Here is a 16,151-nt window from a genome sequence, read left to right on the forward strand (position 1 = left end):
GAAGATGAGCGACGACCTGGCGCTGTCGCCGGCGCTGCTCCAGGAGGCGGCGGGCCGGTTCGGGATGCTGGCGGCCACGACGCGGCTGCACATCGTGTGGGTGCTGACGCACGGGGAGCGGGACGTCAGCTCGCTGGCCGACGAGGTGGACGGGACGGTGGCGGCGGTCAGCCAGCACCTGGCGAAGCTGAAGCTGGCCGGGCTGGTGCGGGCGCGCAGGGAGGGCCGGCACCAGTTCTACGTGGTCGACGATCCGCACGTGGCGGCGATCGTCCGGCAGATGGTCGCGCATCTGCGGGGTGACGCCGGACGCGCCCGTGGTCTGGGCGCCTGACCCGCCCGTCGCGGCGCCGCCCGGTCCGGACGGTGCGGCGACCGCCGGCGCGGAGGGGCTGCGGGAGTGCGCGGTGCAGCCGCCGCTGGCGGTGCTGCGGCGGTGGGAGACCTCGCCGAAGGGCCTGGACGAGGCGGAGGCGCAGGACCGGCTGCTGCGGTTCGAGGACGGGCCGCGGCGCCGGGCGCGGCGGCTGGGCGGGGCGGTCGCGGCGCCGTTCGCGGTGGTGCTGGCCTTCCTCGCGGTCGTGTCGGCGCTGACGGGGGACGTGCGGGGCGCGATCCTGATCTGCGCGCTGGCGGTGTTCAGCGGGGCGATGCGGTACCGGCAGGAGGCGCGGTCGGGGCGCGCGGCGGCGGCGCTGCGGACGATGGTGACGACGACGGCGACGGTGCTGCGGCGGGCGCGGCCGGGGGCGGAGCCGGTGGCCAGGGAGGTGCCGGTCGACCAGGTCGTGCCGGGCGACGTGGTGCTGCTGGGCCCGGGCGACGTGGTGCCGGCGGACCTGCGGCTGCTCAACTCGGTGGACCTGGAGATCAACCAGGCGATGCTGACCGGGGAGTCGCTGCCGGCGGGCAAGCACGCGGCGTGGACGGACGCGCCGGAGGGCCGTCCGGGCGACCTGTTCGACCATCCGCGGCTGTGCTTCATGGGGACCACGGTGGTCAGCGGCACCGGCACGGCGGTGGCGGTCGCGACCGGCGCGCGGACGTACTTCGGGGCGGCGAACCGGGAGCGGCCGGGGCGCGGGACGGAGACGGCGTTCGACCGGGGCGTGCGGGTGGTGTCGTGGACGCTGGTCGCGGCGATGCTGGCGGCGCTGCCCGCGGTTGTGGCGGTCGCGGGGGTGCTGCGCGGCGACTGGTACCACGCGCTGCTGCTGGCGATCGCGGTGGCGGTCGCGGCGACGCCGGAGATGCTGCCGCTGGTGGTGACGGCGCTCCTGGTGCGGGGCGCGAAGGGGCTGGCGGGCCGGCAGGTGATCGTCAAGCGGCTGCCGGCGGTGCACGACCTCGGCGCGATGGACACGCTGTGCGTGGACAAGACGGGCACGCTGACCGAGGAGCACGTGGCGCCGGCGTGCCATCTCGATCCGTTCGGCCGGACGGATCCGGAGGTGCTGCGGTGGGCGCGGGTGAACGCGCTGTGGTCGGTGGAGCTGGCGGGGCGGCTCGTCGGGGACGCGATCGACGAGGCGCTGCTGCAGGACGCGGGGAACCTGGGCGGGCCGTCCGGCGTGGCCGCGATCCCGTTCGACTACGCGCGTCGGCGCGCGACCGTCCTGCTCGAAGGCGGGCGGCTGGTGGTGAAGGGGGCGGTCGAGGACGTCCTGAACCTGTGCACGGCCGCCGGTGACCGGGTCCTGGACGCGGAGGAGCGCGCGCGGCTGCTGCGGCTGGACGACCGGTGGGCGGCGGACGGGGTGCGGCTGCTCGCGGTGGCGGTGGGGACGCGGACGCGCCGCGGCCCGCTGACCCCGGCGGACGAGCAGGACCTGACGCTGGCGGGGTTCGTCGGCTTCCGGGACCGGCTGGATCCGGCGGCGCCGGCGGCGGTGCGGGGGCTGCGGCGGCGCGGCGTCGCGCTGGTGATGATCACGGGCGACCATCCGCTGGTGGCGCGGCGGATCTGCCGGGACGCGGGGATCGCGGTGTCGGGGGTGGTGCTCGGCCGCGAGGCGGTCGACCTGGACGACGCGGAGCTGGCGCGGCTGGCCGGCGCGGGGACGCTGTTCGCGCGGGTGGGGCCGCCGCAGAAGGCGCGGATCGTGCGGGCGCTGCAGCAGGCGGGCCGGACGGTCGGGTATCTCGGCGACGGGGTGAACGACGCGCCGGCGCTGCGGGCGGCGGACGTCGGGATCACCGTGCGGGGCGCGGCGGACCTGGCCCGGGAGTCGGCGGACGTGGTCCTGGTCCGCCCGGATCTGGGCCTGCTGGAGCAGGCGATCGTGGCGGGCCGCCGGACGTTCGCGAACACGGTGAAGTACGTGAAGATCGCGCTGACGTCGAACGTGGGGAACGTGGTGTCGCTGCTGGCGGCGAGCGCGATGCTGCCGTTCCTGCCGATGCTGCCGCTGCAGGTGCTGGTGCAGAACGTCTGCTTCGACCTGTCGCAGCTGGCGCTGGTGCGCGACCGGGTGGACGAGGCGCAGATCCGGAGCCCGCGGACGTTCGACGTCCGGGACCTGGCGCGGTTCGTGGCGTGCCTCGGGCCGGTCGGGGCGCTGTTCGACCTGGCGGCGCTGGCGCTGTTCTGGTGGCTGCTGGACGCGCACGGCGGCGCGGCGGGGCGGGAGCTGCTGCGGTCCGGCTGGTTCGCGGAGAACCTGGTCGCGCAGGGCCTGGCGATGCTGCTGCTGCGCCGGCGGGGCCGGGACGGGCCGCGGGCGGGGCGGACGATCGTCGCGACCGCCGCGGCGCTCGGGCTGTCGGGGCTGCTGCTGCCGTTCACGCCGCTCGGCGGGGTGCTGCGGCTGGAGCCGCTGCCGTTCGAGGCGGTCCCGATCCTGGCGGGCGTGATGACCGGGTACGTCCTCGCGACGGTCGCGGCGCGGCACGTCTACCAGCGCGTTTTCGGTAAATGGCTCTGACGGCCTTGTAAGCGGCGGGTCCCTGCGGTCAGCTGGAACGCGGGAGGCGACGATGACCGAAGGGAAGGGCACGGCGGGGCCTTCGGGCCTGGAGGCGGCGCGCTGGTGGGCGCGGATGATGCGCGACCCGATGGACGCCTACGGGGCGCTGTTCCGCCGGTACGGGGACGCGGTGCGGCTCCCGCGCGACCGGCGGCGGGCGCTGTTCCTGCTGTCGCGGCCGGAGCACGCCGAGCACGTCCTCGTCGCGAAGCAGGACAACTACGTCAAGGCGTTCACGTACCGGCCGCTGCGGGTGTTCCTCGGCGACGGGCTGCTGACGAGCGAGGGCGAGACGTGGCGGCGGCACCGGCGGCTCGTGCAGCCGGTCTTCGCGCAGCGCCATCTCGCCGCGTTCGCGCCGGGGATGGCCGGGGTCGCGGCGCGGGCGGTCGTGCGGTGGCCGGACGGCGTGACGCTCGACGCCGCCGCGCACATGCGCCGGGTGACGCTGGACATCGTCGGGCGGGTGCTGTTCGGCAGCGACCTCGCGGCCGAGTCGGACGCGACCGGGCGGGCGCTCGCGGACCTGCAGCGCAGCGCCGTGATCGGCCTCGGCGCGACGTTCCTCGGCGACGCGGGGCTGCGGCGGGCGTTCCGGCTGGTGCCGGGCGCGCAGCGGGCGGGCGCGCAGCTCGACGGGATGGTCCTGCGGGTGATCGAGGAGCGCCGCGCGGCGGGTCCCGGCGGCGAGCCGGACCTGCTGGACCTGCTGATGCGGGACGGCGACCCGCCGCTGTCGGACGCGGAGCTGCGCGACGAGGTGCTGACGCTGCTGCTCGCCGGGCACGAGACGACCGCGGCGGCGCTGACCTGGACGCTGATCCTGCTGTCGCGGTATCCGGCGGCGCGCGACCGGCTGGAGGCGGAGGTCGACGACGTCCTCGGCGGCCGCGTTCCCAGCGCCGACGACCTGGACACTGCCGACCTGGACGCGGCCGACCTGGACGCGGCCGATCTGGACCGGTTGCCGTGGACGCGGGCCGTCCTGTCGGAGTCGATGCGGCTCTGCCCGCCCGCGTGGACGATCGAGCGGGACGCGGTCGCCGACGACGACGTCGCGGGCGCGGAGGTGACGGCGGGTTCGACGGTGGCGATCTCGCCCTACCTGCTGCACCGGAACCCGGACCTGTGGCCGGATCCGGAGGGGTTCCGGCCGGAGCGGTTCCTCGGCGAGCAGGACCGCCCGCGCCACGCGTACCTGCCGTTCGGCGGCGGCCGGCGGATCTGCGTCGGGGCGGGCTTCGCGATGATGGAGGCGGTGCTCGTGCTGGCCCTGATCAGCCGGTCCGTGCGGCTGGACCTGGCGCCGGGCGTCGCCGTCCCGTCGCGGGCGGAGGTGACGCTGCGGCCGGCGCGCCCCGTGCCGATGCGGGTGTCGCGGAGGTGACCCCTCGGGCACGCTAACTGGACGGTAAATCGAAAAGGGGTCTTGGCAAAAGGCGGCGGCGCCTCTACATTCCGGGAGCGGCGGTAAGCGGGTGCTTGCCGCGTCCACCCCGGGAGGCCCCTGTGAAGAGCCCGTTCACCCGACGTCCGGCGCGCGCGGCCCGGGGCGGCCTGGCCGCCGCCGCGCTCGCGTCGCTGCTCGGCACCGCCGCCGTCGCGGCGCCCGCCCAGGCCCAGGCCCAGGCCGCGGACAAGTACCCGGTCGGCGACGTCGGCACGTCCCTGGTGAACTTCTTCAACAGCCCCGGCGCGGTCGCCGGCGCCAACGACTGGAACTGCAAGCCGAGCGCCGAGCACCCGACCCCGGTCGTCCTCGTCCACGCCACGTTCGTGAACCTCGGCACCAACTGGAGCGTGCTGTCGCCGATGCTGGCGAACGAGGGCTACTGCGTCTTCGGCTTCAACTACGGCATGACGCAGCTGTCGTTCGACCGGATCGGCGGGCTCGGGGACATCGCCGAATCCGCGAAGACCCTCGACGCGTTCGTCGACAAGGTCCTCGCCGCGACCGGCGCGCAGAAGGTCGACCTCGTCGGGCACTCCCAGGGCGGCATGATGCCGAACTACTACATCAAGCGGCTCGGCGGCGCGGCCAAGGTCCGCACGTTCGTCGCGCTGGCGCCCAGCAACCACGGGACGACCATCGACGGCGTCCTCGACCTCGGCAAGGCGCTCAACCTGCTCGGCTTCGCCAACCAGACGCTCACCGAGGCGGGCGCGCCCGGGCTCGTCCAGCAGGAGCAGGGCTCGGACTTCCAGAACGCCCTGTTCGGCGACGGCGACACCGTCCCCGGGCCCCGGTACGTCGTCATCGAGACCAAGAACGACATCGTCGTCACCCCGTACACGAACGCGTGGCTGAAGGGGGACGGGGTCACGAACATCCTCGTCCAGGACCAGTGCCCGGACGACTATGTCGGCCATGTCGGGATGTTCAACGACAGCCCGGTCCTGCAGGACGTCCTCAACCAGCTCGGGGCGAACACCCCCGGCTTCAAGCCGGTGTGCGAGGGCTACGGCCTGCCGCTGTAGCCGGTCACTCCGGCTTCCGCGGCCTCGGCGCCGGGATGTGGAAAAGGTCGGCGAGCCTGCGGACCGCCGCGGTGTCCCCGGACACCGCGGCGCTGCCGTCCTCGATCGCCGCGCCCAGCGACGACCGGCCCGACGCCATCGCGATCAGCACGTCCTCGCTCATCGCGACGGACGCGTCGGGCCGCTGCGCCGGGCCGTGCACCATCTGGACCGACCCGTCGTCGACGGCCGCGTGGAACACCTCGTCCTCCACGCGGAACTCGTACACCAGGTGCAGCCCGGCCGACGCCTCCGGCACGAAGCACGCCTCCATGCCGAGCACCGCCCATCCCGGATGGAACGTCTCGCCCTCGCGCCGCTCGCCGAGCGCCCACCGCATGCCCCAGCGCGCCAGCGCCAGCACCGCCGGGCCCAGCTCCTCGCCCGCCTCGGTCAGCGCGTACGCGGAGGTCCGGGCGGGCGGCGGCAGCGTGACCTTCCGCGCGAGCCCCTCCCGTTCGAGGTGCTTCAGCCGCGCCGCGAGCAGCCCGGTGCCGAGCCCGCGCAGGCTCGCCTGCAGGTCGCCGAAGCGTTTCGGCCCGGTCAGCAGCTCGCGGATCAGCAGCAGCGTCCAGCGCTCGCCGACGAGGTCGAGGGTCCGCGCCGTCGCGCAGTACTGGTTGTAGGTCCGCTGCTCCACCGCATCACTCTAAGCGCCCGCCCCGAGGATCAGCCGGGCCAGGGCGCCGGGCCGGGTGAGCATCACGTCGTGCGGGCCGTCGATCGGGACCGCCGGGTATCCGATGGCCTTGGCGCACTGCTCGAACGGGTACGCGCTCGGCCGGCACAGGATCGCGGTGCCCGGGATCCGGTCGACGGCGCCGGTGAGGCGGGTCGGCTCCTCGAACGTGCGAGCCGGCTGCGGACGCAGCCGCTCGGCGAGCCACGCCGCGTCGTCGGGGTCGTCGATGCCGACGGCGGCGGGCGGCGGGGCCGCGATCAGCCCGTCCGACGTGCGGTCCCGCAGCGCCTGGACGAACGGGGCGGGCGCGAGGTCGTACAGGCTCGTCCCGTCGGCCCCGGCCCAGCCGTCGACCAGGACCAGGCGGCGGACGCGGTCCGGCCGGCGGTCGGCGGCCTCCCGGACGACCAGCCCCGCATAGCTGTGCCCGACCAGCACGACGTCGCCGTCCTCGACGCCGTCGAGCGCCGCGACGACCTGGTCCGCGTGGTCGTGGAGGCCGACGTCCCCCTCGCCAAGTGCCGGGGCGAGGGTGCGCGCACCGGCGTCGTGCAGGAACGGGACGACCCGGTCCCAGGCCCAGGGGCCGTGCCAGGCGCCGGCGACGAGGACGAACGTGGTCATGAGCGGACCTCCGCGGAAACGAGGGGACGGACGCGACCGGCGAACTCCTCCAGGGCGGCATCGTGGTCGCCGGTCGCGAAACGGACCACGATGTGGCGGGCGCCCGCCGCGACGTACGCGTTCAACCAGGCGGCGGCGTCCTCGGGCGTGCCGGCGAACATCGCCTGGATGGAGGCGATGAACTCCAGCGGCGCGTTGTAGTAGCGCTCGATGCTCGTACGGAGCCTCTCCCGCGCGCGCTCGGGGTCGTCGTCCAGGCAGAACGTCGCGTACAGGGCAGGGGTGACCGGGCGCTGAGCCGTCTCCCGGATCGTCGCGGCCTCCTTCGCGTAGACGCCGTGCTCGGGCGGGTACGGCAGCCAGCCGTCCGCGACGCGGGCGACCCGGCGCAGCGCGGGCCCGCCGCCGGCGAGCCAGACCGGCGGGCCTCCGGGACGGGCCGGCGGCGGCGCGATGCTCACGTCCTCGAACGCGAAGTGCTCGCCCTTGAACGAGACGGCCTCGCCGGTCCAGAGCAGCCGCATCGCCTCGATCGACTCCTCCAGCCTGCGGCCCCGGGTCGCGAAGTCGACGCCGAGCGCGGTGAACTGCGCGCGGGTGGCGTCGGTCGGGAAGCCCGCGCCCATCCCCGCGATCACCCGTCCGCCGCTGAGCCGGTCGAGGGTGCCGAGCTGGTGCGCGAGCAGGATCGGGTGCCGCAGTGCGGGCAGCAGCACCGCGGTGCCGAGCTCCACGCGGCGCGTGGCCTGCGCCACGGCCGCCAGGACGAGCAGCGGGTCCGCGCGCTGCCGGGTGATGGGGCTGTCGCCCGCCCAGACCGAGTCGTAGCCGAGCGTTTCGGCGCGCACCGCGTACTCGACGAGGCGGTGCGGCGCGTGCTCGCCCGACACCGTCTGGTCGCGCGTCGGCAGCAGGTAGCCGAACCGTGTCTCCGGCATGGATCACCTCCGGTGGTCGTTCCGGTGGTGATCTTACGATCAACGCTTCTTGTTTTTGAAGTAGTTGGTTCGAATTCAGGAAGTTCGATGGCTCCGGGCGCGCACCAGCGGGAGGAACAGGTCGTCCACGATCTCGGCCAGCACCTCGTCCGGCACCGGGCGGTCCGTGAGCAGCATCTCGTGCCGGACGAGGTCGGCCGGCATCTTCGCGAGCCGCGGGGTCACCGCGCCCGGCGCGACCTCGCCGCGGTCGGCGGCGCGGCGCAGGATGACCGACATCGCGTCCGGGATCACCTCGAACGTGTCCGGATCGAGCGCGTGCGCCTCCGCCATCAGGCCGTGGACCAGGTCGGGCCCGAACTCGCCGAACCGCCGCGCCATGTACCGCAGGACCGCCAGGACGTCCCCGCGCAGGCTCCCGGTGTCGGGCACGTCGTCCGCGATGGAGGAGTACCGGTACCGCAGCGCCGCCAGGACGAGGTCGGGCCGGCTGGCCCACCGGCGGTAGATGACCTGCTTGCCGGTCCGCGCGCGCGCCGCGACGTTCTCGATGGTCAGGCCCGCGTAGCCGGACGCGTCGAGCTCGTCCCAGGTCGCGTCCAGGATCGCCGTCTCCAGCGCCTCTCCGCGCCGCCGCGCCTTCGCCTCGCCGGTCACGCCCGCTCCTCCTGAGAGACCTTTAAGAGACCTTGCGTCTCTTGTTCTGGCCAGCCTACACTCCGGGCCGTTAGAGACGCACCGTCTCTTCATGGAGGCCCGCATGACCACCGGCACCCGCGCCGCGCCCGAACGGCTCGACCCCGCCCTGCTCAAGCTCGCCGGGATCCTCGTCACCGGCGCCCTCGCCCCGCTGCTCGACAGCACGATCGTCAACGTCGCGATCGGACGGCTCGGCCGCGACCTGCACGCGCCGGTCGCCGAGATCCAGTGGACGATCACCGCCTACCTGCTGGCCCTCGCCATGGCGATCCCGCTCACCGGCTGGGCCGAGGGCCGCTTCGGCGCCCGCCGCGTCTGGCTGCTCTCCCTCGGCCTGTTCCTGCTCGGCTCGGTGCTGTGCGGGCTCGCCTGGAACGTCGGCTCGTTGATCGCCTTCCGGGTCGTGCAGGGCGCTGGCGGCGGCCTGATGATGCCGGTCATGCAGACGCTGCTGATGCGCGCCGCCGGCGGCCGGCAGATCGGCCGGCTGATGGCCGCGATCAGCATGCCCGCGCTGGTCGGGCCCATCCTCGGCCCCGTCGTCGGCGGCCTCGTCGCCGGCCACGCCGGCTGGCGGTGGATCTTCTACGTCAACGTGCCGGTCTGCCTCGCCGCGCTCCTCCTCGCCTGGCGCGGCCTCCCGCGCACCCCGCCGCGCGGCGGCACCCGGCCCGACGTCACCGGCATGCTCCTCCTGTCGCCCGCGCTCGCCTTGGTCATCTACGGGCTCTCGCAGGCGAACCGCGGATTCGGGCGCCCGTCCGTGCTCGTTCCTCTCGGCGCCGGAGCCCTTCTGCTCGCCGCGTTCACCGTCCACGCCCTGCGCACGCCGTCCGAACCCGCGATCGACCTGCGGCTGTTCCGCCGCCGCAGGTTCGCCGCGTCCGCGGCCCTGCTGTTCCTCTCGGGTCTCTCGTTGTTCGGCGCGATGCTCCTGCTTCCGCTCTACTACCAGCAGGTCCGCGGGCACAGCGTGGTCGTCGCCGGCCTCCTGCTCGCCCCGCAGGGACTCGGCAGCCTGCTCGTCCGCACCCGCCTCGGCGCCCTCACCGACCGGATCGGGCCCCGCCCCATCGTCCTCACCGGCCTCGCCCTGACCGTCCTCGGCACGCTCGCCTACGCCGAGGCCGGGCCGCACACCGGCGAATGGCTGCTCGGCGCGTCCCTGGTCGTCCGCGGGGCCGGGCTCGGCGGCGTCACCCTCGCCGTCATGACCGCCGCCTACCAGGGCCTCGGCCCGGACGAGATCCCGCACGCCAGCAGCGCCACGCGCATCATCGTGCAGGTCGGAGGCTCGTTCGGCGCCGCCGTCCTCGCCGTCGTCCTGCAGCACCAGACGTCCGGCGGCGCCGCGCCGTCCACCGCGTACGCGCACGCCTTCTGGTGGTCCCTCGCCTTCACCGCCCTCGCGTTCCCGCCGGCCCTCCTGCTTGGCCGGACCGGGCCAGGACCCGTTTCTGGCTAAGTGGGCACTGTGGCGGGTGAATCTTTGATCTCATAGAGCAGCGAAATCAGTACATAGAGTCACGTCGGGTCTAGGGGGGACTATGGTCGGGGACTCGAAGGTGTCGCGGGACGGGATCGGAAGGCGGGGGAGGACCGGCCCTCCCGGCCGCTACGCGCCGCTCGCGGAAGACCCGGAATTCGTGCAGCTCAGGAAGAGGTTCCTGGTGGCCGCCGCGGGCGTCACGGCCGTCTTCTCCGGGTGGTACGGGGCGTACGTCGCGCTGTCGGCGTTCGCGCGGGGGTTCATGGCGCGGCCGGTCGCCGGGCACGTCAACGTGGCGCTGCTGCTCGGGCTGCTGCAGTTCGCGTCGACGTTCCTGCTGGCGTGGGCCTACGTCGCGTACGCGCGGCGGCGGCTGGACCCGCTCGCCGAGGACCTGCGGTCCCGGGACGCCGGAGACGGGGTGACCCGCTGATGCCCGCGCTCGACGGACGGGCCCTGACGTGCACGCTGTTCGTGGCCTTCGTCCTCATCACCCTCGGCATCACGGTGTGGGCGCGCGCCAACACCAGCGGCGCCGACGACTTCTACGCGGGCGGGCGGACGTTCAACGGCGCGCAGAACGGGATCGCGCTGGCCGGCGACTACATGTCGGCGGCGTCGTTCCTCGGCATCGCGGGCCTCATCGCCCTGTCCGGATACGACGGGTTCCTCTACTCGATCGGCTTCCTGGTGGCGTGGCTGCTGACCCTGCTGCTGGTCGAGCTGATGCGCAACGCCGGACGGTTCACCATGGCGGACGTGCTGGCGCACCGGGTGCGGCGGCAGCCGCCGGTGCGCCGCGCCGCGGTCGTGTCGACCGTGACCGTCTCGGTGTTCTACCTGCTCGCGCAGATGGTCGGGGCGGGCGCGCTGGTGTCGCTGCTGCTCGGCATCCACCGCGGCCGGGAGTTCCTCGGCATGTCCGCCGGCGCCGCCCGGACCGCCACGATCGTCGTGGTCGGCGCGCTGATGATCTGCTACGTGATGTTCGGCGGGATGAAGGCGACCACCTGGGTGCAGATCATCAAGGCGGTGCTGCTGATGGCGGGGGCGCTGGTGCTGACCGGGCTGGTGCTCGCCCGGTTCGGCTTCGACCTCGGCTCGATGCTCGGGTCCGCCGCGCACGCCAGCGGGAAGGGCGAGGCGTTCCTGCGCCCCGGCCTGCGGTACGGCAAGGACGTGCCCGGCGACGCCTACCAGACGATCGTCAACAAGCTCGACTTCATCAGCCTGGCGATCGCGCTGCTGCTCGGCACGGCCGGCCTGCCGCACATCGTCACCCGCTTCTTCGCCGTCCCCGACGCGAAGGCCGCGCGGACGTCGGTGTCCTGGGCGATCGGCCTCGTCGGCGTGTTCTACCTGATGACGCTGGCGCTCGGGTTCGGCGCGGCGGCGCTCGTCGGGCGGAACGCGATCGTCGCGCAGGACCCGTCCGGCAACACCGCCGCGCCGCAGCTCGCGCAGGAGCTCGGCCGCCACCTCGGCGGGCGGGTCGGCGGCGACATCCTCCTCGCGTTCATCGGCGCGGTGGCGTTCGCGACGATCCTCGCCGTGGTGTCCGGGCTGGTGCTGGCCTCGTCGACGTCGCTCGCGCACGACTACTTCGGGCAGGTGCTGATGCTCGGCCGGCCGCGCGAGTCGCAGGAGGTCGCGGTCGCGCGGTTCGCCTCGTTCCTGGTCGGCTCGCTGGCGATCGTGCTCGCGGTGGTCGCGCGGAACCTGAACGTGGCGTTCCTCGTGGCGCTGGCGTTCGCGATCGCGGCGGCGTCGAACCTCCCGGCGATCGTGCTGACGCTGTTCTGGCGGCGGTTCAACTCGGCCGGGGTGACCGCGGGGATCTACGGCGGGCTGATCAGCTCGCTGGTGCTGGTGTTCTTCTCGCCGGTCGTGTCGGGGAAGGTCGACCCGGTCACCGGCGAGAACCAGGCGCTGTTCCCCAAGGGCGTCGACTTCCACCTGTTCCCGCTGGAGAACCCCGGCATCGTGTCGATCCCGATCGGGTTCGCGTGCGCCGTCGCGGGGACGTTCCTCGGCCGGGAGAAGGCCGACCGGGCGCTGTACGACGACATGTCGGTGCGGGCGCTGACGGGTGCCGGCTCGCACTGAGCCGGGCGCCCGCCGCGCCCGCCGCCGAGGTGCCGGCGACGCGCCGGCGCGGGCGGGCTACCATTCCGTTCGGACCCCGGTTACCCGCCGGTAAGGGACGGCTGGTGGCGGCTCCGGGACGCGCGGTGACGCGCCGTCCCGGACCGTCCCCGAATGTGCCGCGCGCCCCGGCGCCCGGCACATCGCGTGGCAGAATGTCAGATCGCGCCGTGGACCACGGCGGACGGCCGAGGGGAGGTGCGGCGGCGTGTCCCATGCCGGTCGGCGCCGTGCCCCGCGCGACCGTCCGGCCGTGCGCCTGCGCTCCGCACTCCGCCCCGGCATCGCGGCCCTGCGCCCGCGCATCGCCCGGCTGCGCCCGACGGCGCGGGCCGGCGCCCGGACCACCGCGGCGCTCACCGTGCTCACCCTCGCCGCCGCGGTGGCCGTCCCCGCGGCGCTCGTCCGCGACGAGGCCGACAGCGCGCCGCGTTCCGTGCGCGGCGCCGCCGCCGGCGCGGCCATGCGCACCGCGACCGATCAGATCCGCGCCCGCGAATGGCACCTGACCGTGCTCCGCGCCCAGAAGGCCTGGCACTACTCCAAGGGCGCCAACGTCACGGTCGCCGTCCTCGACACCGGCGTCGACAAGGGCCACCCCGACCTCACCGGCCGCGTCGTCACCGGCCCCGACCTGACCAGCGGCGCGCGCAGTCCCGGCAGCCGCTACTGGGGCCTGCACGGGACGTCCATGGCCAGCATCATCGCCGGTCACGGCCACGGGCCCGGCCTCGCCCAGGGCATGCTCGGCGTCGCGCCGCAGAGCAGGATCCTGTCCGTCCGGGTGACGCTGGAGAACAACGACCCGCTGCGCAAGACCGACACCTCGGCCACCACCGGCGCCCGCGACGCCGTCGCGCAGGGCATCCGGTACGCGGTCGACCACGGCGCCGGCATCATCAACATGTCCCTCGGCGGCGGCCGCCAGTCCTACAACGGCAACCCCGCCCAGGAGAACGCGATCAAGTACGCGCTGAGCAAGGGCGTCGTGCTGATCGCGTCGGCCGGCAACGACGGCTCCGGCGCCGACCGCAAGAACTTCCCCGCCGCCTACCCCGGCGTGATCGCGGTCGGCGCGCTCGACCGCAAGCTGCACCTGTGGAAGGACAGCAACCGCAACTCGCACGCGAGCGTGTGCGCGCCCGGCGTCGACATCGTCAGCGCCGACGCCAGCAACGGCTACGTCGTCGGGACGGGCACCAGCGCCTCGTCCGCGATGGTCGCCGGGGTCGCCGCGCTGATCCGCTCCCGCTACCCCAAGCTCAGCCCGGACGAGGTCCGGCAGGCACTGATCAAGGGCTCGCCCGCCCGGCGCGGGCACCCGACCGGCTCGGCGACCTGCGCGGGGTCGGTCGACGCCGTCCGCGCGCTCGTCGCCGCGAACACGCTGAACAAGACGTCGAAGGGGCCGGTCGAGGCGGCGCCGGCGCCGTCCGCCACGCCGTCCCCCGCCGCCGACTCCCCGGCCGCGGACTCCGGCGTGCTGCTCCCGCTGGTGCTCGGCGGCGGCGGCGTGCTGGTGATCGTCGGGCTGGTCCTCGGCTGGCGGCAGCGGCGCCGCCCCGGCGACGAGGACGGCGCCCTGCCGATCGGCGACGAGCCGTTCGGCGACGGCGAGCCGGACGACGACGACCCGACGCCCGGCTACCGGCTGCCCGGCGCGCCGCCCGCCGAGCCCGCCGCGAGGCCGTCGCCGGGGGCCGTCCCGCCGGGCGCGCCGGGCGCGGTGCCGCCGATCGCCCCCGTCCACACCGCGCCGTTCCAGAGCTCGCATCCCTACACCGGTCCCGGCCTGCCGCCGCCCGCCGGTGACCCGGAGACCGTGGCGGGGCGGCCCGTCCCGGAACCGGTGGCCGAGGCCGAGCCGTACGTCCCGGAGCACGCGCTTCCCCCGGACCAGTGGGACGAGTCGCCCTGGGAGACCGGCGCGCCGCCGGAAGGTGGCACCCCGCCCGGGCCGCGGCAGCCTCCCGTCATGGCGAGCGAGCTGCGCCCGTTCGTGCCGGGCGAGTTCCCGGTCGGCGAGTTCCCCGTCGGCGGGCCGAACGGGGCGCTCCCAGGCCCCGTCGAGGGGTTCTCCCCGAACGGGCGGCACCTGCGCGAGGACCGTCCCGCGAACGGCCACGACCACGGCGCCGGACGCCACGCCGCCAACGGCCACAACGGGCACGACCCGCGCAACGGGCACGACTTCACGAACGGCCGGGACGCGATGAACGGCACCGGCGCGGGCGGCTCGGGCGGCTCGGGCGGCTCGGCGGCGAACGGGTCGGGCGCCGCCGCGCCCGACGACGACGCGCCCGGCCTCGACGACGAGGAATGGGAGCGGTTCCGGCGCAGCGCCCTCGAAGGATCCGGCCTGCCCGAACCCGAGTTCCCCGCCGCCCCGCAGGACCCCGCCCCGCAGGATCTCACCCCGCCCGATCCGCTGCCGCCCGCGGCGCCGCCGTCCTCCGCCGTACCTCCGGTGGACGCCGTACCTCCGGTGGACGACGCCGGCGGCTTCCCGGCGCCCCCGCCCGTCCCGCCGTCCCCGCCCGCACCGCCGGGACCGCCCGGCGGCCCGGCGGACGACGACGCCCGCGGCCACCAGGCGCGCCGCCCCTACTCCTCCAACGAGGACGACGACTACCGTCCGCCCTGGTGGTGACCAGCGCCCCGGGCAGGGCCGGGGCCGTACTCCGGCGGGCGTAGCGCAGGAGCCTCCCGCCGTCCGATTCGCACCCCCGAACCCGTCGCGCAGCATCGAACCATCCGCTCACAGGAAGGTCGATGACCATGTTGACGACGCTCGCGACGCACCCCGGCCCGTGGCACGACGGCGGCGGCGCCCCCGGCTACTGGCCCATCTTCCCGATCATGTTCGGGCTGTTCTGGCTCGCCGTGCTCGGCACCGGCTTCTACCTGGTCCGGCGCCGGATGTCGGCGGCGGGCGCGGCCGCCGCGGCCGCGTCCGACCCGATGGCGAAGGCGCAGGCGCTGCTCGCCGAGCGGTTCGCCCGCGGCGAGATCGACGAGGACGAGTACCTGATGCGCCAGTCCACGCTCCGCAACGGCGGCTGACCCGCCGTGAACACGCGGTCGCTCGCGGCGGGTCGCCGCCGTCCGGCCCGCCGGGACGGCGACTCGCCGCGAGCCGAGCCGGCGGAGCGCCGGGCTACTCCAGGCCGGCCTCTTCGAAGATCTTGTCGATGCCGTCCGGGTCCATCGGGTCGCGGGCGGCGGCGTCGGCGAAGCGGGTGAGCAGCCGGGCGAACTCGGCGCGCTCGGCGTCCGTCCAGTCGTTCATCAGCCCGTGGTAGTAGGCGCGGCGGTAGCGGTCGGCGACCTGCTTGACGCGGCGGCCGGCGTCGGTCAGCCCGAGGTTGGCGCGGCGCGCGTCGACGGGGGAGGGGCGCCGGGACACCAGGCCCGCGTCGATCGCGTGCCCGACGAGTCGGCTCGCGGTGGACGGGTCGATCTCCAGCCGGTCCGCGACGGCGCCGACGGTGATCTCGCAGCTCACCTCCGCGTCGCCGGGCGCGTCGCCGCAGCCCGCGTCCGGCCCGGCGCCGCGCTCGGCGGCGGGCTCGGCCGGCGGCTCGTCGGTGAGCGCGGCGACGGCGTTCACCACCATCAGGTTGGAGATCTGCAGCGGCCGCCCGCCGGACGGGCCGGCGGTCCGCGCGCGGATCCGCTTCATCATGTCGGGCTTGATCCAGACCCGGCGCAGGTGGAACAGCGCGGCGCCGATGGCGGCGAGGACGGGGTCCGGCCGGTCGCCGTTCACCGGGCGCCTCGGACCGTTGTCCAGCCTGCGGTCTCGTGGCGGGGCGTGTCCGTCGCCATGCAAGGGTCTCCCGTTCAATTTCCTGTCACCGCGGGACAGCGGACGGTGCGCCTTCAACTCTAACGGCTGTACGGTGCATATGTTCTTTATGCGCCCTTTATCCCAGCCGTTCGGGCCGAATCCGGGACTGCGGCGACCGATGTGCCCGCCGTGGGCGGTGGGACGCGGGACAATGGAGATCCCCAGGTGAACGGGGATGTGGTGCACCGGACGACCGGCGCGCGTTCCGCCGGAACCGCCGGACGATGTCGGCCCGGACGCG

General features: G+C 74.8%; 14 protein-coding genes. 9 read left to right on the forward strand and 5 right to left on the reverse strand.

The window, feature by feature from the left end; genetic code table 11:
- Positions 1 to 4: 4 nt before the first annotated feature.
- The 4 genes from AB0C78_RS03125 (at position 5) to AB0C78_RS03140 (ending at position 5,444) form a co-directional block, all read left to right on the forward strand.
- Positions 5 to 334, forward strand: a complete 330-nt coding sequence (locus tag AB0C78_RS03125) for a metalloregulator ArsR/SmtB family transcription factor (RefSeq protein ID WP_151539085.1) — start codon at positions 5 to 7, stop codon at positions 332 to 334.
- Complete coding sequence (mgtA, locus tag AB0C78_RS03130; RefSeq protein ID WP_360741047.1) at positions 318 to 2,924, forward strand: magnesium-translocating P-type ATPase; 2,607 nt, start codon at positions 318 to 320, stop codon at positions 2,922 to 2,924. Before AB0C78_RS03125 ends, mgtA begins: the two co-directional genes overlap by 17 nt.
- Before the next feature lie 52 nt (positions 2,925 to 2,976).
- Positions 2,977 to 4,353 (forward strand): cytochrome P450, encoded by a 1,377-nt coding sequence (locus tag AB0C78_RS03135; protein ID WP_360741049.1) that lies wholly within the window; start codon positions 2,977 to 2,979, stop codon positions 4,351 to 4,353.
- A gap of 122 nt (positions 4,354 to 4,475) precedes the next feature.
- The gene (locus AB0C78_RS03140) at positions 4,476 to 5,444 is read left to right on the forward strand and encodes an alpha/beta fold hydrolase (RefSeq protein ID WP_360741051.1); all 969 of its coding nucleotides are present in this window, start codon (positions 4,476 to 4,478) and stop codon (positions 5,442 to 5,444) included.
- 4 nt (positions 5,445 to 5,448) lie between these two features.
- On the opposite strand, the gene AB0C78_RS03145 is transcribed toward AB0C78_RS03140, so the two are convergent.
- The 4 genes from AB0C78_RS03145 to AB0C78_RS03160 form a co-directional block, all read right to left on the reverse strand.
- The gene (locus AB0C78_RS03145; RefSeq protein WP_360741053.1) at positions 5,449 to 6,123 is read right to left on the reverse strand and encodes a winged helix-turn-helix transcriptional regulator; all 675 of its coding nucleotides are present in this window, start codon (positions 6,121 to 6,123) and stop codon (positions 5,449 to 5,451) included.
- A 9-nt stretch (positions 6,124 to 6,132) separates the two neighbouring features.
- Positions 6,133 to 6,789, reverse strand: coding sequence for an alpha/beta fold hydrolase (locus AB0C78_RS03150; protein WP_360741055.1), 657 nt, complete (start codon positions 6,787 to 6,789; stop codon positions 6,133 to 6,135).
- Entirely contained in the window at positions 6,786 to 7,727 is a 942-nt protein-coding gene (locus AB0C78_RS03155) for an LLM class flavin-dependent oxidoreductase (RefSeq protein WP_360741057.1), read from the reverse strand. The genes AB0C78_RS03150 and AB0C78_RS03155 overlap by 4 nt, the downstream gene beginning before the upstream one ends.
- Before the next feature lie 75 nt (positions 7,728 to 7,802).
- Positions 7,803 to 8,384 carry a TetR/AcrR family transcriptional regulator gene (locus AB0C78_RS03160; RefSeq protein ID WP_360741059.1) on the reverse strand — a complete coding sequence of 194 codons (582 nt, stop codon included), beginning with the start codon at positions 8,382 to 8,384 and terminating at the stop codon, positions 7,803 to 7,805.
- Between the two features lie 103 nt (positions 8,385 to 8,487).
- Between AB0C78_RS03160 and AB0C78_RS03165 the strand changes: the two genes are divergently transcribed.
- The 5 genes from AB0C78_RS03165 (at position 8,488) to AB0C78_RS03185 (ending at position 15,123) form a co-directional block, all read left to right on the forward strand.
- A complete protein-coding gene (locus AB0C78_RS03165) occupies positions 8,488 to 9,891 on the forward strand; it encodes an MDR family MFS transporter (RefSeq protein WP_360741062.1) in 1,404 nt (467 codons plus the stop codon).
- 82 nt (positions 9,892 to 9,973) lie between these two features.
- Positions 9,974 to 10,348, forward strand: coding sequence for a DUF485 domain-containing protein (locus tag AB0C78_RS03170; RefSeq protein ID WP_360741064.1), 375 nt, complete (start codon positions 9,974 to 9,976; stop codon positions 10,346 to 10,348).
- Positions 10,348 to 12,021 (forward strand): cation acetate symporter, encoded by a 1,674-nt coding sequence (locus AB0C78_RS03175; RefSeq protein WP_360741066.1) that lies wholly within the window; start codon positions 10,348 to 10,350, stop codon positions 12,019 to 12,021. The genes AB0C78_RS03170 and AB0C78_RS03175 overlap by 1 nt, the downstream gene beginning before the upstream one ends.
- A gap of 292 nt (positions 12,022 to 12,313) precedes the next feature.
- Complete coding sequence (locus tag AB0C78_RS03180) at positions 12,314 to 14,710, forward strand: S8 family serine peptidase (protein ID WP_360741068.1); 2,397 nt, start codon at positions 12,314 to 12,316, stop codon at positions 14,708 to 14,710.
- Positions 14,711 to 14,832: 122 nt separating this feature from the next.
- Complete coding sequence (locus tag AB0C78_RS03185) at positions 14,833 to 15,123, forward strand: hypothetical protein (protein WP_360741070.1); 291 nt, start codon at positions 14,833 to 14,835, stop codon at positions 15,121 to 15,123.
- A gap of 94 nt (positions 15,124 to 15,217) precedes the next feature.
- Here AB0C78_RS03185 and AB0C78_RS03190 read toward each other — a convergent pair whose 3' ends face one another.
- Entirely contained in the window at positions 15,218 to 15,829 is a 612-nt protein-coding gene (locus tag AB0C78_RS03190; protein ID WP_360741072.1) for a MarR family transcriptional regulator, read from the reverse strand.
- Positions 15,830 to 16,151 lie beyond the last annotated feature (322 nt).

The sequence above is a fragment of the Actinomadura sp. NPDC048394 genome (assembly GCF_040651755.1).
In the GTDB taxonomy this organism is placed as follows: domain Bacteria; phylum Actinomycetota; class Actinomycetes; order Streptosporangiales; family Streptosporangiaceae; genus Spirillospora; species Spirillospora montaniterrae.